Raw genomic sequence first — 20,265 nt, 5'->3', positions numbered from 1 at the left:
TTACTTAGTGACTACTTTTAGTGGTACTGGGATGTACTCTTCTACTTCTTCACCTTTCAAAACTTTGTCAGCCGTTTCAACACCTAAAGCACCGATAAGGTCTGGTTGCTGAGCAATAGTTGCCGCTAGTTTGCCACGGTTAACTGCTGCAATGCCGTCTTCCGTACCATCAAAACCAACGATAACGACATCTTTGCCAGAAGCTTGAACTGCGCGAAGTGCACCTAGCGCCATTTCATCATTCTGTGCAAATACCGCTTGTACATCCGGGTTAGCCGCTAGCAGGTTTTCCATTACGTTTAGACCTTTTGTGCGGTCAAAGTCAGCTGGTTGGCTAGCAAGAAGATCCATATCGCTGCCCTTCACGGCATTCATAAAGCCTTCACCGCGCTCACGCGCTGCCGATGTGCCCGCAATACCTTCAAGTTGAATGACTTTTGCTTTTTCGCCTACTTTTTCCATGATGTAGTGGCCTGCCATTTCACCACCAATTACGTTGTCCGACGCGATGTGACTCACGACTTCACCACGGCTTGCACCACGGTCTAATGTCAACACAGGGATCTTAGAACGGTTCGCCATACGAATTGCATTAGACACTGCATCAGAATCCGTTGGGTTGATAAGAATTGCTTTTACGCCGCGAATACTTAAATCCTCGATGTTCGACAGTTCTTTACTCGGGTCATTTTGCGAGTCCAGTACAATTAAGTCGTACCCCAATTCTTTCGCTTTTGCTTCCGCACCGTCTTTCATCGTTACGAAGAACGGGTTGTTTAGCGTCGAAACCACAATCGCCATGGTATCTTGAGCTTGCGCCGCTACCGATACGGTTGAAGAAAGAAGTGCAGCAGAGATAAGAGTTGCAAGTTTTTTCATCGTTCTAGTCCTTTGTGTAGGGTGAGCCAGTACACGTCCCCTGACTCGGTTTGTATTCACTGTTTTATATATACAGATTGTTATGAATTACTTGTTTTTGTTGTCTACCAATACCGCAAGCAAGATAACCACTGCTTTTGCAATCATTTGGTAGTAGGAAGAAACATCAAGTAGGTTAAGTGCATTGTTCAAGAAACCGATGATCAGCGCACCAATCAAGGTACCCATGATACGGCCTTTACCGCCCATCAAGCTGGTACCGCCAAGAACAACCGCTGCGATAGCGTCTAGCTCGTAGCCCATACCTGCTGTTGGCTGCGCCGAAGAAAGACGAGACGTTACGATAATACCTGCAAGCGCTGCTAGCATACCGCAGATGGCGTAGACACCAATCTTCACTCGGTCTACATTGATACCTGATAGGCGAGTCGCAGACTCATTGCCGCCTAGTGCGTAAACATAGCGACCAAAGCGCGTGTGGTTAAGTAAATACCAAGCCGCAGCGAACACAACCACCATTAACCAAACAGGAACTGGAATGCCTAGCGCGTAGCCAGTACCAAACCATGCGAACGCATCCGCGGTGTCAGTAAAGCCTGTCGAGATTGGACGACCTTCGGTGTACACCATGGTCACACCGCGTAGTAACGTCATGGTAACCAGCGTAGCGATAAATGCCTGCACCTTACCCTTCGCAATAATGATACCGCTGATCGCACCTAACGCTGCACCTGCGACTAAAGCAGTTGGAACCGCCACTAGCACCGGAACCTCAAGCGCAATCATGCTTGCCGCAAAGGCACCACACAATGCCAATACCGAACCAACACTTAAGTCGATGCCTGCTGTTAAAATAACTAATGTCATACCCACTGCGATAATGGCATTCACGGAGGTTTGACGAAGAATGTTGAGAATGTTGTCGACCGTAAAAAAGTTCGGGTTCAAAAATGACACAACAACGATCAGAAAGATCAAAGCTATCAGTGATTTTTGCTCAATCAGCCACTCTTTTGTGAACAACTTCTTGTTGCCAGTTTCGGTTGGTTTGCTCATGGTATTCGTACTCATGCTGCTTCCTCATTGATCTCTTTGCCTACGGCACAGGCGAGTAATTTTTCTTGATCGGCGTCTTTCGCATCAAATTCGCCAGTGATACGACCTTCATGCATCACTAAAATACGGTCGCTCATGCCGAGCACTTCAGGCATCTCGGAAGAAACCAAGATGATGCTCATGCCTTCGGCCTTAAACTTGTTGATGAGCTGATAAATCTCTTTTTTTGCTCCGACATCAACACCACGTGTTGGCTCATCCAGAATCAGAACTTTAGGTTTCGTCATTAACCCTTTCGCAATCGCAACTTTTTGCTGGTTACCACCAGATAAGTTGCCGATGATTTGATCTCGCGTTGGGGTTTTAATGTTGAATAACTTAATAAAATCTTCCACTGCAATCACTTCGTCGCTGTGTTGAATCTGGAAGCCTTTGGTCAGCTGGTTTAGCGAACAAAGTGACATGTTCTCCTTAACTGAAAGACCTAAAACCAAACCATCGCCTTTGCGATCTTCAGAGATGTAAGCGATACCATTTGCCAAGCCATCTTGCGGGCTAACCGGGTTAATAGTTTTGTTATCAAGATTGATAACACCATGCTCACTAGGTAATGCGCCGTAAATGACTTTCATGAGTTCAGTGCGGCCTGCGCCCATCAAGCCAGAAATTCCAAGAATCTCACCACGCTTGAGAGTAAAGCTCACATCCTGAACGCCAGATCCAGTCAAACCAATGACTTCAAGACAAGCTTCGCCATGTTGTACATCAATACGTGGATATTGCTCTTCTAATTTTCGGCCAACCATCATTTCAATTAGGCCATCTTCATCAGTGTCGGACACCTTGCACTCACCGATAAACTTACCATCACGAAGTACGGTAATGTCGTCACAGATTTCAAAGATTTCTTTAAGACGATGCGAAATGTATACGATGCCGCATCCTTGCTCGCGAAGCTCATTAATCACTTTAAACAGTGATTCCGTTTCGGTATCGGTCAATGCGTCCGTTGGCTCATCCATAATGATGACTTTCGACTCAAACGAAAGTGCCTTTGCAATTTCCACCATTTGTTGTTCACCAAGGCTTAAATCGCCAAGCAATGTTTTTGATGAGTGCTTGACATTGAGACGTTTTAAAAGCTTGTCAGCTTCGTCATACATTTTGCCCCACTGGATACGCCCTAAGGATCCAGTGAACTCTCGTCCCAAGTAAATATTTTCGGCAATCGTCAGTTCAGGAATCAGGTTCAGCTCTTGGTGAATAATACTAATACCAGCTTCCTGTGAATCGCGTGGCCCTTTAAAGGCCGCCGGCTGACCTTGATATTGAATGCTCCCCGCATCCATGTGGTAAATGCCTGTCAACACCTTCATTAACGTTGACTTGCCTGCTCCATTTTCACCCATCAGCGCCATAACACGGCCTGGATAAACATTCAGGCTTGCTTTGTCGAGTGCTTTTACGCCCGGAAACGCCTTCTCAATTTCGCTTAGTTGTAGAATGGCTTGAGTCATAATCTGTCCTCAATATCTCTGGCTTAAAAAACCACGCCCGCTTGGAAAATAACGTTCGCATATGGCGAGCATTCGCCGGTTCTTACGATAGCGCGACTTTGCGCCGTACGTGCTTTAAACGCTTCATGTGACACGTAGCTCACTTCAATAGATTTGCCCGTTTCTTCACTCTCTTTGCTCAGTTCGTTGAGCAACGCTTCATGCAAAACTGGGCTTGCATCAGAGAACTCTTCCGCAATGATGACCCCTTCGATTTGGGACTCAGATAGAATTACGCGAACAGTATCAAGAAAACTTGGTACCCCATGCGTTAGCGCCAAATCGATTCGCTGAACATGCTCTGGGATTGGTAGACCAGCATCACATATCGTGATCTCGTCGGTGTGGCCTAGCGTCGCCACCAAGTAAGAAATATCTGAGTTAATTAGGGTACTTTTTTTCATCTCATCGACCTTTCGGTTACACGTTCATACAACCATGAGCGCCTGTTTTAAAGTGTTTTCGTTATTAACAGAAAACCCATCGAAACGTTTCGATGAAATAATAATTCGTCATCGCAATTTGACCAGTGTGAGATCGATAAGGTGTGAGAATGATCTGTAATTCAATTGTCATTGAATAGGAAAAGTGCACTTGAGTCACACTTTACCATCGAAACGTTTCGATGACGATATTTCCCTGTCATTACGGTTAGGTTTTATACAGGGAGGAAGGAAAAGAGACGTCCAACTACTGAGAAAACTTCTAGTTAATAAGCTCGAAACCTTTCACGTCATCACAATTCTTAGATAGCTGCCTGATTTTGGAGAACGCTCACCTTACAATCTGGTTACAATTTGCCAAAACACATCATCCGTTCAGTACCTTACCTGGTACGCGACGTTTGTAGGGACACAAACGGAAACTAAGAACCATAATGAAGTTAAGCAATAGAGTCATTTTGCTTGTCGCGCCAGTGATCTTATTAAGCGCGTTAGTATCTAGCTATATTATTTATAGCATTCAAAAAGTGACGCTCATCAAGCGGGAAGACAGCTATATTCAGTTGCAGATGGAAAAGCTCGCCGGGCAGTTTCGACAAGCGAATATTTTTCTTAATAGCTATGCCTATACGCTCAGTAAAAGTGATGTATTACAAGACTATTTGGTTAATCATAACAACCCCTATCGTGAGCGAGTCTTGTTTAATCGATTAGACGAGACCGCTGAAGTATTAAGCCATGGTTACAAAGGCGATGCGAGCATGGCGATCCTCGACGGAAAACAAAACCTTCTCTACTACACAGAAAACAAGTATTACGAATCATCGGGCGTGGTCGACCCAAAGGTGTTAGAGTACATATCACGAAGTTTCAATGAGAGAGAGGCTTTCAGTCACACTGGCTTTATTTATAACTCCAGTGGACAAAGCATTCTTCTTCAATACGAGGTCGTCGACAAAAGAACGGGGACTCACCCTTTGAGCTTTGACTCAAAAAATGTGTTTTTTGTGGTAGTTTCCGTATCACTTGAAGCCTTTAACGAGATTAAGCATGACATCGAGTTTGACACGCACAGCGTGATTACTTTCGCCGACAAACCCATTTATCTTGATATTCCTCTCGCTCAAACCATTGAGCTGCTGCCGCACTTTTATGCCGTGCTTTCTCCTGCCGAATATTTAATGTGGAATAAAGTCGATAAAGTGTGGCTAGAACTTGCTTTCTCCTTTGGCGTAGCGGCGTTTTTCACCATCACATTAATCATTTTGGTGTTGTATCGCTATGTGTTGCGCCCCGTTTCTCGCCTTGATAAGCAGCTGAACGAACTTGAATCTAATCAACGTGACAATATTGAAAAGCTAGAAACAAACGATGAAATAGGACGCCTCTCTGCACGCTTTTTTGATATGTATGAGGAACTTAATGTCATCTATAAAAAGACAAAACGCCTAGCTGAAACGGATCACCTGACGCAACTCGCCAATCGCCATCGTTTTCATGAGCTTGCCACTCGTGAACTTATCTCCCCTTCGCAGTTTTTGTGGGTTGTTTACGTCGATCTTGATAACTTTAAATACGTGAATGATAAATACGGGCATGAATTGGGAGATAACTTATTAAAAGTGTTCTCATCACACATCAAGAATGCTTGTCAAAAGTTCTCGCACGATTACAACAGCCCCTGCTTTGCCGCCAGGTTATCTGGTGACGAATTTGCAATTTTACTGAGCTCAAATCAAGAGGTAAAACGCTTGCCTGATTTGCTTGCATCAGAGCTGCTAAAACCAATTAGTAATCTCAGTTCATCTTGGAGTAATTCATTTCCCGTTACGGCAAGCGTAGGTATTGCACAATATCCTCAAGACGGTACTGACATCGCGAAGTTACTCTCCAGTGCCGATGCGGCTATGTATCAAGCAAAACGGGCAGGGAAAAATCAATACGCCTATTATTCAGCCGCTCTCAATATTGAGTCTCAAAGACGAAGTCAACTTGAACGTGCGCTCCGAAAAAGCAATGTAGAGGAAGAATTTCACCTTGTTTTTCAACCCTATATGAACAATCGAAGCAACGAAATTGAGGGGTTAGAAGTCTTGTTGCGCTGGGAAGCCGAAGGTATCGGCCCTATCCCTCCAAAGGAGTTTATTCCAATTGCAGAGCAAGCCGGATTATTTGATAAAATTGACCGCTGGGTTTTCGCCAATGCAACGGCGGAATACCATCAATTAAGGAATATTTTCGGTAAGGATATTGTTCTTTCGGTCAATCTTTCATCAGCAGAGCTAAACTCGATAGAAATGGCAAACTACATCCATGAACAAGCGACACTGCACAGTGTTAAACCAGAATGTATTGAGATAGAAATAACCGAAACCTTTGCCGCAGAACAACAAGGAACGGCTCTACTTGATGAGCTATCAAAACGTGGCTACCGTCTTGCAATTGATGACTTTGGTTCTGGTTACACATCGTTAACTCAGCTCGTTCAGTATCCGGTTCAAAAAATCAAATTTGATCGAGAGTTCCTCGTTACATTGATGAAGACCAACAACGGCCATGTGATCAAACCTATTATTGAGCTATGCCATGCCCAGAATAAAACGGTTACAGCAGAAGGTATTGAACACAATATGATGCATGAATGGCTATCGGCATACCGCTGCGACTATATGCAAGGCTATTTATTTGGCAAACCAATGACTAAAGAACAATTGAGCTTGTGGTGGCAATCGGCAAATGACGACAGTCGATTTGATGCGTCCATGGCCAGCTCAATTAGGGTTTCAAGAACATAAGTTAAGGGGAGACGTACAGCTGTCACAACTGTGGCGGCTGTATTTAGTTATATATGAGCTTCATTGATAGATGCTCAGCTTTTGTTCCCCCATACCTATATCTATGACTTTAGTCGAGTAAATCACTATTTATTCGTTTTTAAACCAGCACTTCCTTGAAATCCAAACCGGTCAAATTCAGCGCTTTGACGCTATCGTACAAGCCACCTTTTTTGTCCGTGCAAAACGTTCTGAGCCCAGCACCTTTTACTCTGAACAAGTCAGATTCATTAACGGCTTCTCTATTCAAAACGAGTTTCTTAAACGGTCTAGCACGACTTAGCTTACCATGACGAAGATTATACTCGGTAGCAGAGGTATCAATGGCATCAATTTGAGTGACAATGTTTAATGCTCGCCAAGGCTTTCCTTGTAGATTTAATGGTAAAAATTCGACATTCTCGCTCAACACATCGAGCTTATCCGCAATAGAAGCGGATACAGCAAGAGTAAAAGATCCCCATGCTGCAATATCAGGCCTGGGTAATGGCTTTTCACCCTTAACGTCTAACCATTCAATATCAATACTTTTCCAACTGGCTTTAACAGACTCTCCATAGAGTTGGATAGGTTTGCTTGCCGTTACTTGAAGAGACATTTCCAATGGCGACTCTCGCAACATTGCAAAATCATTAACATTGGGAGTGACAATAAACACTTTATTAAATGCTGTCATAACCGTCCTTAAATAAATTTGAGCGCTTTTCTTAATGAGATGAGCACTCTCCCACCAAACCAAACATAATAGATAGAGTTTACTTTCATGTTCAAAAATTTAATGAATTCAGATCTGGCGTTCTTCTCTTTTAATTTCGAAGTTTTATTATTCATATATTTAATCCACACGATAGAATTATTTTTTCAATTTTTACTATGTACCCTTCCTTATGTAATCGAATAAATTAGAGAATAAACAATAGCACGCATCACTTCACTTTTGTCGAGCTCATCACTCTCACTTAAACGATACATTCACAAGTTCAATTTTTGTACGACTTAGACTTAGCTTTGTCAATCGTGAATTAAAAACAACCGATTCACCGCTGTTTTACTGCCTTTTCTTACCACCCTGTTGTTTATTCATACATTATAAATGCACTTATACACATAACGATTCGGCGTTACGATTTGTTACGAGTTAAATCACAAACTTTTGAGGTATTGGATAAAGCGCAGAAAAAGAAAACACATTGAAATAAAAAGAGTTTCTAAAGTACGAAAAATAAAACGCCGTTTTTATAAATTGGCAACTTCACAAATATCCTTAAACACAGTTTTATTAATTACATATATCAGATATTATTTACGCCGAAGTTTATAGAAACCATCGTTAAACTTCATATTTTATATAAGTTTCAAACAGTTAGTTTTTAACTCGAGAAATTATCGTCAACCCAATATCAAGCACCTAAGCGTGCAATAAGAAACATTGGGAATAGAATTATATTGATGTGCATGTTGTTTTAACGAGTGCATGAAGCAATCGGTAAATTTGTAACACCATAGAGTTTTATTTAGCCAAGATGAAAAAGTTAATTATATTATTTACATGTGCGCTGTTGTCTGTCTCACCTTTTGCTTTTGCAAAACAATCAGATAACGAACCCAGGGATCATTTACGACCAAAGCAAGTTGAACATGTGTTTAAACAAGCCAAGCTAGATGGCATAGTAGACTTTAAGTTGTTCAGTGACGCTTACATCGCTTATCAGAAGACACCCGATAGAAAGAAGTCGGTACTAACGATCATCGACTATAGTAAACCATCAACTGAAAAGCGTTTTTATGTGGTTGATTTAGATAAAAAGAAGCTAATTTACAATACGTATGTTTCTCACGGCGTGAACAGCGGAAAGAAAACAGCGACACAGTTTTCAAATGTCGTGAACTCGCGAAAAACATCATTGGGCACTTTTTTGACTGATACCACTTACTACGGCTCAAATGGCTATTCACTTCGATTAGATGGGCTAAGCTCTGGATTAAACGACAAAGCTCGCGAGCGTTACATTGTCGTGCACGGTGCCGATTACGCAAACCCTTCCTTCATCAAGAAGAATGGATACCTCGGACGCAGTTGGGGTTGCCCTGCTTTGCCAGAGAAGTTGTCTCGCGAGATCATTGACACCATAAAAGGCGGCAGCGTTATTTACGCAAGCGCATAATATCGATGCGACGAATATGGGGAAGAAAAAGAAGATTCTATTTCTTCCCCAGTAATAATCCTGTTAGCTTAATCGTCCTTGTGCAACGACTCTCTTTCCATTTTCGCTTACTCGAAAGCGAAAAATTATTGTGTTATTCGCTCATATGCCTAAGTGCGATCAGAAAACTCTGTTCATCCCCCTTCCATCTCGTTAGTATACGCTGAGTTCATCAGACACTGGCTTTCATCGTTATCATAGTTCCACTAAGATTCCTTAATCATGGTGGGTAACTGTGGCTTTATATGTTTAGGGTTACTTCTTGCGTTATCTACACCGTATATTATTGATGCTTTCTTTGTCCCTGCTTTCAGGGCTCATCACAGCTTCATATGCGCATGAGTGGCACCACACCAAACATTACACTTCCGAGCGTCTACTTAAACTCTCTCAACAAGACGATTTTGAGCTAGCACACACTGATTTTCATGCCTCAGCTTCTCTGAGCTCTTGGGGTTCAGAAAGTTACTACCTACATATAAAGCGCGAGTTGTTCGGGCTTGTTTCCTGTCGCCGAACATCAGCTACTGATGGCGTTTTATCATCAGATTTTACTCCTGATTATTTTTTACTTATTGCTTTCTCTTCTCCACCACTACTGGAGTTGGCAAAACAAGCATCTCGCTTACCTCTAGACAGTTATGGCGGACTCATGAGTCAACGCTCTCTTTATCGCCTCTCAGGAAGAAAGGAAGCGAACTTAATGTACGTCTTTACTCATGGTCGCAACGCCTTCTCTGTTGTTTAACTTTTTATGACATACAGAGAACACGAAAATGTAACGATAAGAGCCAATATGCTCATTGTTACTAGAACCAATTTGAGGTCCATATAATGACAAGAATCGCTACAACCATCGCACTAGCATTACTATTTTCAGCGGGCTCAACCTTAGCAAACACAGAAACTAAGCCAGAAGAAATGAGTAACGACACTCTGTTAGAGTGTGCCAACGTTTCTAACGCACGTATTGCAGTTCCGGAACACAGAGCGATGTTCAGACACTACTTAATGTCTGAGAGAGACTACAGCTTTGACCAGCTATCGTCTGCCGAACTTGAATTTAAAGCAGCAGATAAGAATAAGTCTGAAGTAGAGAACATCTACAAGTCTCAGTGCAAAGAAGTTGGCGAATACCTATATAGCATTGGCTATTAAATTCGAAACCCTAACGACACTCAAAAAGAAAGGCGCATACATTGCGCCTTTCTTTTTACTGACAAAAACCTGTCGATTAGATGTCTAATCTGCATACAAGCTTAAAAGTGTAAATCAAGTAAACTTACTGAGAAAACTCAGACACATCCTTGGGTTTACAGAACGCTCGACGTGCTTTAACAAACAAGAAACTAAGCACTCCAATCACAAGAGTAATTATTGGTGCCGCCATTAATAGCATTGTGATTGCTTTGCTCATATTTTCCGGTAGCAAAGGAAGTAATGAACCAAAACCGCATAATATCAGCGTCCATAAAATCGCACTCAGCCACGCAAAGTAATGGAATTTACTAATACGTTTCACTCGCAACCCCATCATTAATGGCAATAGGGAACGAACAACCGGAATAAACCGCGCGCACAAAAGCGCAACCAATCCATGTTTACTGAGTAATACGTCGACTTGTTCCAAACGCTTTTGAGGAACCGCGCTCACCCAACCTTGGACCTTAGGTAAGCGATTTAGCCACTTGCCTTGTAAATAAGCCGCCCAACTTCCCAATCCCGCACTAACAGCTATCACCAACATGATCATAATTGGGTCAAGGACGCCAACCGCCGCCAGCGTACCGGATAATACGACGACACTGTCGCATGGGAAAGGTGCAGCAGGAATAAAACCACTTTCCAAAAAAATAATCACAGCAACAACAAAATAAACTAAACCTGCACTGCCTGGCGCCATTAACGCCGTGAAATCTTGATGCCAAAAGGCACTCAAGACCTGAATTATCGAATCAAACATAAACCGCTCCTAAGCATAATTAACCAAAAGTTGCAAAAACATGGAATGTGTTAGCGAGCATGTATAAAGCGGTATATAAAATTCGATTCTTTTCTCACGCCGATTCTGTATTTAAAGTGAGTAAAAATACTTTCAATACAACAACCTAAAGCCTCATTGCCGATGCGTTTTAGCCGCTTCATCGAGTAAATTGCCGAACGATGCGCCCACCATGCTACATCAAGCATTTCAAACCATTCGGGTTCTACATCGTCGTTCGAGCTCATTTCCTTAGCATGGCTAACCCTCAATACATTCCGGCTGTTTAAACTCGGATAGTCTTGTTGTATTGGAGAGATAGGATATTCTGAAAAGTGCTTCGACTTAGCGTCAACAGCAATATTCTGGTTATGAAAGGAAAGAAAATTTGGGTGTGAGTGCGCCAGGCTCATGCTCGGAGCCAACAAGCAGAAAAGTAGTCCGAGTAAAGCAATCAGAATCGTACGCACAAAGGTAACCAAAACCAAAATAATAAGTTCTTTTAACCCTGTGCGTAACTATTGGCAATTAGTATTCTTAATCGTTAAGAATACTAATTATTTTTCACCGTAAGGGTAGCTTTCAAACATCTTCGCGATTTCTTCTTGGATGAGAGATTCTCTTTTCTCAGAGCTCATTGACTCAGACAGTTTACGACTTGAAACGCCTTTCCAAACGACTTGATTAGCCTTTGCATCAACCAGTTCAACCACCAACTTCCCATACTTACGTTCTTTATATCTTTCTGGGCTTGAAGTGATCACACCAAAGCTATTCCAGCCATAGCCAAAGCTCACCGACGATCCTGAAGAAACAAGCTCGGATTCTTCTACGATATCATGATGTACGTAAAGGTCACCGCCACTATTTACCTTAATTAAACCCTTACCCTCAAGCTGTTCAGCAAGCCCTTGCTCAATACGTCGACCATCAATACTGGTAGGAGCTTCCGCCTGAGCACCGAAGTCAAACGTTCTGTAAGCTGAAAAGTCGGCTTGTTTATCTACATCGGTTGTAACGTTAGTACAAGCAGATACCAGCATCACCACCAGCCCTAATATCAAACCTCTCATCATGTTAAATCTCCTTTGGTTAAGCTGACTGTTTCAGCAGAATTACCCTGTGTTATACATACGCATCAACAGTAAAAAGTAATCATTTCAATATCTAGTCTTGACCATGAAACGTGACTGTTCAATAAACGAGATTAACCTTTACACAGAAAATCTTGAATATCATCAACATCTAAACACCTAAGAATTCGGTGTTTACGACCTAATTGGAAGCCCCTAGGCTTAGTAGCGGAATCGCGAGTGCCACAAAAAACCAGAGACAATGAACACTTTAACATCAGTCCGCTACTTTTTTAGGCAACTGACAAACATTTGATGAGAAAAGACTTTTCTTTTTCGTCCAGTGTGGCATATTAACTGAGTCCTATCGATGCGCGGGCATCGTATAATGGCTATTACCTCAGCCTTCCAAGCTGATGATGCGGGTTCGATTCCCGCTGCCCGCTCCAATCTCTTTATCTCAATTTACTCATAAAAATCCGATGGCGGAGCGAACAAACGGCGGCAGCGTTGTTTCCATGATAAGTTTGGTCGAGTTACGTCATAAAACATGTCTTTCCATTCTGCAAACGTCACGCGGATGGGATTAAAGCTGTTTACAGGTTTAGAAACCCCATACCGAACCGTTTCCACCTCTGGTTCAAACGTTCCGAACATTCGATCCCAAATAATTAATACACCCGCATAATTTTTGTCGATGTACTGACGGTTCACACCATGATGAACGCGATGGTGAGACGGCGTGTTAAATACCCACTCTAGTGGCCCGAGCGAACGAATTGATTGGGTGTGAACAAAAAACTGTAAGCCCAGATTAAACAACACAACGAAGACAACCCATTTTGGCTCAAAACCAATAATCACCAAGGGCAACCAAAAAATCCACATCCCCGCTAGCGGATACATTAAACTTTGACGAAAGGCGGTACTGAAGTTCATTCTTTCCGAACTGTGATGAACAACGTGCGCGGCCCACATCCAACGAATACGATGGCTAGCCCGATGAAACCAGTAATAGAAAAAATCTTGCAGGACAACAAGTAAAAGAAAAGCTGAGACGCTCATTTCGATATCAAACAAACGCCAATCGAACCACCACAAATACAACTGAGCAATCAGTAAACCCGTGAGTATGTCTGTCGCTTGGTGTAAGCCCGCAAGAACAAAATTACACGCTACTTCAGGGAAGTAATACGTCGCGCTTTCAGGCAAGCGTCCCCTTCTTTGTCCGAACCAATATTCGGCAAGCATGCAGAAAAAGAAAACTGGAGCCAGAATCATCAGAAGTAATTCTGGGCGGTCCATCAACTGCGTCCAATCCATTGTGTTTCTACCATTTTGCATAGTGATCTTCAGTAAGACCCATAACTTCTTCTAACTGATGTTTGATGCCATTTCCATCGATAAGATAGCCAGAGAAATAACCGATATACTGACGAAAGTTACTTTTGAGAAGCCAAAAATTTTTCTTCTCTGAGCGTCGATTCAAAGGCGTGAACTGTAAGTTAACTCGTTTATCTTCAGACGTAATATGCCACTTTTGCCCTTCATCACTTCGTGAAAACTGAAACTGCACAGGTTGCAAAAAGTGACGCTGACCATTAATCCACAATACATTTTCGCAATAGCCAGTTTCATTAACGCCAGCTGCCAAGTTCAACCCCAGACGCCTGTCATCCTCAAAGCAATTGATACTCGCCCAGCGCCAACTTGTTTCTCGCCGCATGTACCCAGCGGAAAAATCGTAACCAGCAGCCACCTCTGAAAGATCTTGCTCTTTTCCTAATATGAACAAGTTACCGTCTACTGCTAACGCATTGTGCTTCTGAGTATATGTCCAACCCGCATAACCTGTTGGCGTACACAACATTAATGGCAAACTCATGTTTTCTGGACGTAAATAGAGATCCGCATTGACTGACTCTGTCACAAAGTGGACGTGCCAAATACCATCCTTAATAGAAAACTGAACTCTTTTGTTAGCAAGATGGGCAAGACTGCACCAACTGGAAGGCTGAGTTTGATAACCTATATTAAAAGGTTTCAACCATTGTTGCTCAATCAACTTATTCTTTTTAATATCAAACAGGTAGCAAAAGCCGGATGCTAAATACCGTATATCAGCAATCGCTACTCCAATGACGTAATCAGGTGTGACCAAATTGACGAACTGAAACTGCTTATAATCGCGGTAACGGCGCCACTTAGACACTGGCTTATCCATCTCATCGAGGTAAGTAAATTTATCTAGCTGTAACGATGTTGGAATTCCATCAAGGTGGCCAAACGCTGGTAGACCATTCTGCTGAATAAACGAGTTCAGAACCTTAAGCTCATCCATATAGTTGTCTTTTCACAAGTTATCACACACAAACTTTAACATGACGTTAACATAAACAATTTGCGTAACTGCACAACAACATCGACTAAAGTGATTTCTGCTTGTTATATGTGAAACTGATCACTCAACCACCCGCTTACTTAGCTCGCCCTACCTATCTCAACCAACACTGCCTGGGTTAGAAGCTGCACATTCTCATCCGCAGGAAAGACCACTACAACCATTGAATCTTGGTCAAAATCACTATTTAATGGAAATACATTCATATAAACTGATTGCTTATTCACATCAAGGAAGAAATCTATGTCATACATACACGATACTATTGTTGCGTTGCAACACAGTAGCCCTGCGCAAAAAGAATTTTACCAAGCGGTAGAAGAAGTATTAACTTCTCTCGCGCCGGTAATAGAAGGCAATAATAAATATAAGGAACAAGCGATTATCCAGAGGATCGTCGAGCCAGAACGTCAAATCATGTTTCGAGTTCCTTGGGTTGATGATGCTGGAAATGTACAAGTAAACAAAGGTTATCGAGTTGAATTCAACTCTGCTTTGGGGCCGTACAAAGGAGGATTGAGATTCCATCACTCAGTCAATGCGAGCATCATAAAATTTCTCGGCTTTGAGCAAATCTTTAAAAACGCACTGACTGGCCTTCCTATCGGTGGCGGCAAAGGCGGTTCAAACTTCGATCCTAAAGGAAAATCCGACGGCGAGATCATGCGATTTTGCCAATCATTTATGAACGAGTTGTACCGTCATATCGGTCCTGCCACCGATGTTCCCGCAGGCGATATCGGCGTCGGGGCGCGCGAAATTGGCTATATGTTTGGTCAATACAAACGATTGACGGGGCGCTACGAAGGTGTGCTTACAGGCAAGAGTCTGCTTTGGGGGGGCTCACTCGCCAGAAAAGAAGCGACAGGATATGGCGCCGTCTATTTTGCAGAATGCATGCTCAACGACCGCAACGATTCATTGAAAGGGAAAACTTGTCTCGTTTCTGGTGCTGGCAACGTGGCTATCTACGCCATTGAAAAACTGTACCATATGGGAGCAACGCCAGTTACATGCAGCGACTCTCGAGGTACGATCTATCATGAGCACGGTATTGATCTTAAGCTCCTAAAACAACTGAAAGAAGTGAAAAGAGCAAGCTTAGAAGAATATTTAGAAACTTACCCTGAAGCAGAATACACACCAGAGGGCGACTATCCTAATGAAGGACATGCTGTTTGGCGATATCAGGCTGATGCTGCCTTCCCTTGTGCGACTCAAAATGAATTAACGTCAGACGACGCACTGGCTCTTATCGAAAACGGATGTATTTTGATTAGTGAAGGGGCGAACATGCCAACCACCCGTGATGCTGCCAATATTATCGTGGACTCAGACATAGCTTATGGGCCTGCCAAAGCAGCCAATGCAGGCGGTGTTGCAACCAGTCAACTTGAAATGGCGCAAAACGCCAGCATGCAAAACTGGACGTTTGAACAAGTGGATAGTCAGTTGCAAACCATCATGAAAAATATTTTCATCAATGCAAACGAAACCAGTAAAGAGTTTGGCCAACCTGGAAATTTAGTTTTAGGCGCCAACATTTCAGGCTTTAGAAAAGTCGCTGATGCAATGATTGAGCAAGGTGTCGTCTAGATGAACGAGCCAGCAGGATGACTGCTGGCTTAATATAACTCCGCAATAGGCCGCGCTTTTTGATAAAGAGCTCCACTTAATTCGCAATAAGCGTTGTCACTTCTGTTTTAACGGAGTTGGCGATAAAGCAATTCTCATGGGCCATGTGGTGCAGTTTTTCTAATTGAGATGGTGTCGGTTGTTTTTCACCTGAAAATGTTATCTTAGGGTTTAACGTTACCTTTGATACCCACTCTTTTCCGTTTTCGCCTTTTTCAAGCTCCCCTACCGCTTCATCGAAGTAACTGTCCACAACGTAACGCCGCTTTGCTGCAATAGACAGGAAAACGAGCATATGACAACTAGAAAGTGCCGCGACAAACGCTTCTTCTGGATCAACGTTTTCTTCTACGGATAGTGGTAATGGTACTACGTGGGGAGATGGAGATGCTGGGACTTGCAACCCTCCATCAAATTGCCAAATGTGTGCCCTACTATACTTATTATCCTTAAACTCTTCGCCAGCTTTACGATGCCATTTGATTAAAGCGGAATGCTTACTCATTCTAACTCCCTGATTTTCCGACGACGAATCAACACTATCCGTCCTTGCCACAGTAAACCACAACAAAATGAGTTAAGGAAAGCATCGCACTCACAGGGACTATAAAATCTGTTGAGGATCGGCATTGTTCTTCTGGATATCATCCAAAAGTCTATGAGACTGATGGATGTTGACCTGTAACCGATTGATCAGCATCTGCAACTGCTCAATCTCGGGACTTTGGTTGGCTTTAAGTTGAGTTTCCAGGGCCTCCGTTTGGCTCGCCAAAATAGGTAAACTTAGGTTCAGTGCCATCCCTTTCGTTTTGTGCAACGTCAGCTCTAATGAAGCAAAGTCTTCAGCCATAAAGTATTCAATAAGCTCATCAACAGATGTCTCAAAATCGACAATAATGCTTTTTAGCAGCTCGTCGAGCGCTTCTGGCTCATCTCGTAAAGAAGCAAACATGCCTGAGCGGGAGAGTTCTTCCTCTGTTAACCTTAAGTTCTCGATTGGCTTACGCTGCAACTGAAGCACATTGCTGTCACTCGTTAGTGGCGGATTCTGTTTCGGTTCGAGTCTGGCGGCAAACTGTTTGAGAGCGTCTGAAAAGCTCTCATGCTGTAGCGGTTTTGTAAGCACATGGTCTGCTCCTGCTTCAATAAAGCTATCATGGGCTTCACGAAATACGTCTGCCGTGTACGCAAAGAGTAATGTCTTGATACCTAACTCTTGTCGGATAACGCGTGTCGCCTCAACGCCATTCATCTCGGGCATATGGTTGTCCATCAAGATCAGGTCGTACTCGTTCTCTTTCGCCTTTTTAACCGCGATTAATCCATTTTCTGCAACATCCACTTCATGCCCAAGCTTTTCGCAAAACCCCTTTGCCACAATGGCATTCACACGGTTATCATCAGCAAGTAGTATCTTTAAATGGTGTGATTTTGCGCGAGGTTTCGGTGCTTCTTGCTGCTTTTTCGGAGCAGATTCTACCCAAGGAATCGGCAACTCAACGATAAATTGACTTCCAACGCCTTCTATACTCTTCAGAGTAATATGGCCACCCATCAAATCGGTTAGTTTTTTGACGATGGCTAACCCAAGCCCTGTTCCGCCGAACCTTCGAGTCGTTGATGAGTCTGCTTGCTCAAACGAGTTAAAAATATGCTCGTGCTTGTCTGGCGCAATACCAATACCGGTGTCGCTCACGCGCATGACCAACAACTGATTCGATTCATCTAACTCAGTTCTAACCAGCACATGCCCTTCGTTGGTAAACTTCACCGCGTTACCGGCGAGATTAAACAAGATCTGTCGTAAACGCGCACAATCTCCAGTAAATTCAGTATATTCAGAAACCTCGTTTTCCAAGATTAACTCGATATTTTTTTCATCAACAAGTGGTTTTATTGCGCTACACACCGGAGAAAGCACTTGATCGAGCTTAAACTTAGCTTGCTCAAATTCCAGTTTGTTTTCTTCAACTTTAGAAAAATCCAAAATATCGTTGAGGATAGTCATCAGATGCTGGCCAGAGTCAAGAATAACCCTAATGTGCTCTTTCGTCGTCGGCTCTTTGGTCTCTTCTGCAATCATTTGAGAAAGCCCTAGTACGCCATTCATCGGCGTTCTTAGTTCGTGACTCATTGCAGCGAGAAAATTTGATTTCGCTTTTGCCGCTCGCTCGGCTTTGTTTCTCGCCTCTTCAATTTCAAGATTCAACTGTTTTAAGTTATGCATTCGGTGATGCGACTGATAAACAAACGCGCTAACTAGAAACATCACCGCGATAAATACAAACAGCCACGTAAAACGCGCCTCACTTTGAGCAATATTGAGTAACCGATGCTCTGAGCTTTCGACAAACTCAATATAAGTGTGATCAAGCAGTTCATTCGTCAGCAATTCAATTCTTTTATCACTCGTTTGAAGCCGTTTAAGGAAGTTCGCTTCCTTTTCACTCTCAACTTCGGTTTGTGTTAGAAGCAACTGGTTGAGAAATTCAAAATAACGACTGCCACCCAATGATTGACCGCTATCGATAGAAACCTCTTGCTGATACAAATTGAACAACATGAGTAATGCATACCGGTTTTCTACCTGAACACCAATTAACATATCAAGCTTCAACGTTATTTGAAGCACTCGCTCCTTAAACTGTTCAAGCGTATCCCTAACTTTTATACGATTGGGTGTCACAGGAAACCAAACTGATGCCTTTGATGATTCCAACAGTGCCTGTGCTGCGATTTCTATCTCTACTAAAGATGTTGTTAACTCATAGTTTTTCCTATCTTCAACGGCATATCGGTTCACGATAACATCACGCTCTTCAATCAACTCATGTCCGATATTCATTAGCTCTGCATGAAATTCTTGAGCGTTTTTTGAGTTCATATACGACATATACGCCAGTGTGCAACACGCCAGTATCCCAATAAAAAAGCAAAAATTGATCAGTTTGAATTTATTCATTTTCCAACACCTCTAAAATTATGGGTCTAGGTGCTGTCAACGACTGCAAGAATGCTTCAATGTCCGCGACATTCTCATCGTTCATCGTTATACCGAGTTGGGTTTTAGCCATGATTTGTATCGCGTCGGATAACTTATCGACTTGCCCATTATGAAAATAAGGACTCGTTAGCGCGACATTGCGCAAACTGGCTACTCTAAAATAGAATCGCTCTTCATCTTCTATCGTAACGAGTTGCCTGCCCGAGTCCTCTACTACTGGCTTATCCTTGAAATAGGCGAACCTTTGGATCATCGCTCCGCCGATATTTTTGCCCTGATGACACTGCACACAACCTGAAGTCTGAAATGTTTTCCAACCTCTGATTTGCTGTTCACTCAGTACATGCGTGTAACCCAATAAGTAAGCATCGAATGGTGCGCCAGGCGTCTGCAGCCCTTCAACAAACTCCACAATAGCGGACTTGATATTATGAACGTTAATCGGCAATTCACCGTCACGATTAAATAGCGCTTGATAATGTTCACTCTCTTTTACATATTGCTCTATTGTTTGCCAGTTTGAGTCCATTTCCATTGGATTATGGATTGGACCATCAATCTGAGCCATCAAGGTGTTTTCCGTACCATCCCATAAAAAACGATAATTTAACGCTGCATTAAACACTGTTATAGAATTTCTAATTCCATCACCTTTCACCCCCGTAGAGACAGGTGTATTTTCAGCGCCATTGGTTTGCAGATTGTGGCATGTCGCACAGCTGACATTACCATTTGACGATAATTGAGGATCGCGGAAGAGATGCCAGCCAATTCTCGCTAGCTTAATATCCACATTAGGATCACCCTGTATGGGCTGAACTAGGGAGATATCACCTAACATCTTCGCGTTTCTTGCGGTTGTTGTTTGGCTCAAAATGAGTGTTACAACAGCTAGTGCGATTGCGCTGAATTGCCTCATCAACTACATACCTTAAACTTGTCATTGATATGAATTTAGTTGCATTTTGGCGTTTTTTCCACCGACAGGAAGTTGAAAAAACGAGTTAAGTATTGCTTTGTTTAAGGCTTTGGTTGAAGAGGGAGTAATAAGGCGAATAGGAAGAAACTTATCGCCTTATGAGTAGCTAACGTATTGAAATCTGAGTTTAGTGTAGAAAAGCCAAAAACCGTTGAAACCAAGTCACCTCTCCATAGGAGATCAGATCGAAAATAGTAAAGAAAACGGCACAGATAACGGC

18 protein-coding genes and 1 tRNA gene are annotated in these 20,265 nt (G+C 42.7%); 6 read left to right on the top strand and 13 right to left on the bottom strand.

Going from position 1 to position 20,265, the window contains the following annotated elements; genetic code table 11:
* The 4 genes from rbsB to rbsD form a co-directional block, all read right to left on the bottom strand.
* On the bottom strand, positions 1-879 hold the full coding sequence (gene rbsB, locus R7070_RS02500; RefSeq protein WP_005373143.1) for a ribose ABC transporter substrate-binding protein RbsB: 879 nt from the start codon (positions 877-879) through the stop codon (positions 1-3).
* A gap of 87 nt (positions 880-966) precedes the next feature.
* Positions 967-1,950, bottom strand: a complete 984-nt coding sequence (gene rbsC / locus R7070_RS02495; RefSeq protein ID WP_005382618.1) for a ribose ABC transporter permease — start codon at positions 1,948-1,950, stop codon at positions 967-969.
* Positions 1,947-3,452, bottom strand: coding sequence for a ribose ABC transporter ATP-binding protein RbsA (gene rbsA / locus R7070_RS02490; protein ID WP_085569089.1), 1,506 nt, complete (start codon positions 3,450-3,452; stop codon positions 1,947-1,949). The genes rbsC and rbsA overlap by 4 nt, the downstream gene beginning before the upstream one ends.
* Positions 3,453-3,475: 23 nt before the next feature.
* Positions 3,476-3,895: a D-ribose pyranase gene (gene rbsD / locus R7070_RS02485; RefSeq protein WP_005382620.1), complete on the bottom strand. Its 420-nt coding sequence runs from the start codon at positions 3,893-3,895 to the stop codon at positions 3,476-3,478.
* 473 nt (positions 3,896-4,368) lie between these two features.
* Between rbsD and R7070_RS02480 the strand changes: the two genes are divergently transcribed.
* Complete coding sequence (locus tag R7070_RS02480; RefSeq protein ID WP_206957751.1) at positions 4,369-6,729, top strand: EAL domain-containing protein; 2,361 nt, start codon at positions 4,369-4,371, stop codon at positions 6,727-6,729.
* Between the two features lie 139 nt (positions 6,730-6,868).
* Here the strand turns inward: R7070_RS02480 and R7070_RS02475 are convergent, their stop codons facing one another.
* Positions 6,869-7,444, bottom strand: coding sequence for an imm11 family protein (locus tag R7070_RS02475; RefSeq protein WP_025767876.1), 576 nt, complete (start codon positions 7,442-7,444; stop codon positions 6,869-6,871).
* 847 nt (positions 7,445-8,291) lie between these two features.
* Here R7070_RS02475 and R7070_RS02470 point away from each other — a divergent pair.
* From R7070_RS02470 to R7070_RS02460, 3 genes are all read left to right on the top strand, one after another.
* Positions 8,292-8,933, top strand: coding sequence for a murein L,D-transpeptidase catalytic domain family protein (locus R7070_RS02470; protein ID WP_017633652.1), 642 nt, complete (start codon positions 8,292-8,294; stop codon positions 8,931-8,933).
* Positions 8,934-9,261: 328 nt separating this feature from the next.
* Positions 9,262-9,720: a hypothetical protein gene (locus tag R7070_RS02465; protein ID WP_017633653.1), complete on the top strand. Its 459-nt coding sequence runs from the start codon at positions 9,262-9,264 to the stop codon at positions 9,718-9,720.
* An 86-nt stretch (positions 9,721-9,806) separates the two neighbouring features.
* Positions 9,807-10,130, top strand: a complete 324-nt coding sequence (locus tag R7070_RS02460) for a hypothetical protein (protein WP_005382624.1) — start codon at positions 9,807-9,809, stop codon at positions 10,128-10,130.
* Between the two features lie 124 nt (positions 10,131-10,254).
* Here R7070_RS02460 and R7070_RS02455 read toward each other — a convergent pair whose 3' ends face one another.
* From R7070_RS02455 to R7070_RS02445, 3 genes are all read right to left on the bottom strand, one after another.
* Positions 10,255-10,935: a DedA family protein gene (locus R7070_RS02455; protein ID WP_115386592.1), complete on the bottom strand. Its 681-nt coding sequence runs from the start codon at positions 10,933-10,935 to the stop codon at positions 10,255-10,257.
* Between the two features lie 50 nt (positions 10,936-10,985).
* A complete protein-coding gene (locus R7070_RS02450) occupies positions 10,986-11,423 on the bottom strand; it encodes a hypothetical protein (RefSeq protein WP_225455293.1) in 438 nt (145 codons plus the stop codon).
* An 87-nt stretch (positions 11,424-11,510) separates the two neighbouring features.
* A complete protein-coding gene (locus R7070_RS02445; RefSeq protein WP_318141081.1) occupies positions 11,511-12,029 on the bottom strand; it encodes a DUF4136 domain-containing protein in 519 nt (172 codons plus the stop codon).
* Between the two features lie 371 nt (positions 12,030-12,400).
* Between R7070_RS02445 and R7070_RS02440 the strand changes: the two genes are divergently transcribed.
* Positions 12,401-12,475, top strand: a tRNA-Gly gene (locus tag R7070_RS02440).
* 16 nt (positions 12,476-12,491) lie between these two features.
* On the opposite strand, the gene R7070_RS02435 is transcribed toward R7070_RS02440, so the two are convergent.
* Positions 12,492-13,349, bottom strand: coding sequence for a sterol desaturase family protein (locus R7070_RS02435; protein ID WP_005373167.1), 858 nt, complete (start codon positions 13,347-13,349; stop codon positions 12,492-12,494).
* A 7-nt stretch (positions 13,350-13,356) separates the two neighbouring features.
* Positions 13,357-14,367, bottom strand: coding sequence for a DUF2804 domain-containing protein (locus R7070_RS02430; RefSeq protein WP_053307607.1), 1,011 nt, complete (start codon positions 14,365-14,367; stop codon positions 13,357-13,359).
* 303 nt (positions 14,368-14,670) lie between these two features.
* Between R7070_RS02430 and gdhA the strand changes: the two genes are divergently transcribed.
* Positions 14,671-16,023 carry an NADP-specific glutamate dehydrogenase gene (gene gdhA / locus R7070_RS02425; RefSeq protein WP_025767881.1) on the top strand — a complete coding sequence of 451 codons (1,353 nt, stop codon included), beginning with the start codon at positions 14,671-14,673 and terminating at the stop codon, positions 16,021-16,023.
* A 76-nt stretch (positions 16,024-16,099) separates the two neighbouring features.
* Here the strand turns inward: gdhA and R7070_RS02420 are convergent, their stop codons facing one another.
* From R7070_RS02420 to R7070_RS02410, 3 genes are all read right to left on the bottom strand, one after another.
* Positions 16,100-16,567, bottom strand: coding sequence for an OsmC family protein (locus R7070_RS02420; RefSeq protein ID WP_025767882.1), 468 nt, complete (start codon positions 16,565-16,567; stop codon positions 16,100-16,102).
* A gap of 99 nt (positions 16,568-16,666) precedes the next feature.
* On the bottom strand, positions 16,667-19,024 hold the full coding sequence (locus R7070_RS02415) for an ATP-binding protein (protein ID WP_025767883.1): 2,358 nt from the start codon (positions 19,022-19,024) through the stop codon (positions 16,667-16,669).
* Positions 19,017-19,985 carry a cytochrome-c peroxidase gene (locus tag R7070_RS02410; RefSeq protein ID WP_017820324.1) on the bottom strand — a complete coding sequence of 323 codons (969 nt, stop codon included), beginning with the start codon at positions 19,983-19,985 and terminating at the stop codon, positions 19,017-19,019. The genes R7070_RS02415 and R7070_RS02410 overlap by 8 nt, the downstream gene beginning before the upstream one ends.
* Positions 19,986-20,265: the final 280 nt, after the last annotated feature.

Source organism: Vibrio sp. 1557, assembly GCF_033340175.1.
In the GTDB taxonomy this organism is placed as follows: Bacteria; Pseudomonadota; Gammaproteobacteria; order Enterobacterales; family Vibrionaceae; genus Vibrio; species Vibrio alginolyticus.
The sequence above is the reverse complement of the archived record's forward strand: the minus strand, read 5'-3'. Positions and strand labels throughout refer to the sequence as shown.

Bases quoted from the DNA above. Each gene is read 5' to 3' on its own strand.
- rbsB (WP_005373143.1), bottom strand. From the start codon at position 879: ATGAAAAAACTTGCAACTCTTATCTCTGCTGCACTTCTTTCTTCAACC.
- rbsC (WP_005382618.1), bottom strand. From the start codon at position 1,950: ATGAGTACGAATACCATGAGCAAACCAACCGAAACTGGCAACAAGAAG.
- rbsA (WP_085569089.1), bottom strand. From the start codon at position 3,452: ATGACTCAAGCCATTCTACAACTAAGCGAAATTGAGAAGGCGTTTCCG.
- rbsD (WP_005382620.1), bottom strand. From the start codon at position 3,895: ATGAAAAAAAGTACCCTAATTAACTCAGATATTTCTTACTTGGTGGCG.
- R7070_RS02480 (WP_206957751.1), top strand. From the start codon at position 4,369: ATGAAGTTAAGCAATAGAGTCATTTTGCTTGTCGCGCCAGTGATCTTA.
- R7070_RS02475 (WP_025767876.1), bottom strand. From the start codon at position 7,444: ATGACAGCATTTAATAAAGTGTTTATTGTCACTCCCAATGTTAATGAT.
- R7070_RS02470 (WP_017633652.1), top strand. From the start codon at position 8,292: ATGAAAAAGTTAATTATATTATTTACATGTGCGCTGTTGTCTGTCTCA.
- R7070_RS02465 (WP_017633653.1), top strand. From the start codon at position 9,262: ATGCTTTCTTTGTCCCTGCTTTCAGGGCTCATCACAGCTTCATATGCG.
- R7070_RS02460 (WP_005382624.1), top strand. From the start codon at position 9,807: ATGACAAGAATCGCTACAACCATCGCACTAGCATTACTATTTTCAGCG.
- R7070_RS02455 (WP_115386592.1), bottom strand. From the start codon at position 10,935: ATGTTTGATTCGATAATTCAGGTCTTGAGTGCCTTTTGGCATCAAGAT.
- R7070_RS02445 (WP_318141081.1), bottom strand. From the start codon at position 12,029: ATGATGAGAGGTTTGATATTAGGGCTGGTGGTGATGCTGGTATCTGCT.
- R7070_RS02435 (WP_005373167.1), bottom strand. From the start codon at position 13,349: ATGGATTGGACGCAGTTGATGGACCGCCCAGAATTACTTCTGATGATT.
- R7070_RS02430 (WP_053307607.1), bottom strand. From the start codon at position 14,367: ATGGATGAGCTTAAGGTTCTGAACTCGTTTATTCAGCAGAATGGTCTA.
- gdhA (WP_025767881.1), top strand. From the start codon at position 14,671: ATGTCATACATACACGATACTATTGTTGCGTTGCAACACAGTAGCCCT.
- R7070_RS02420 (WP_025767882.1), bottom strand. From the start codon at position 16,567: ATGAGTAAGCATTCCGCTTTAATCAAATGGCATCGTAAAGCTGGCGAA.
- R7070_RS02415 (WP_025767883.1), bottom strand. From the start codon at position 19,024: ATGAATAAATTCAAACTGATCAATTTTTGCTTTTTTATTGGGATACTG.
- R7070_RS02410 (WP_017820324.1), bottom strand. From the start codon at position 19,985: ATGAGGCAATTCAGCGCAATCGCACTAGCTGTTGTAACACTCATTTTG.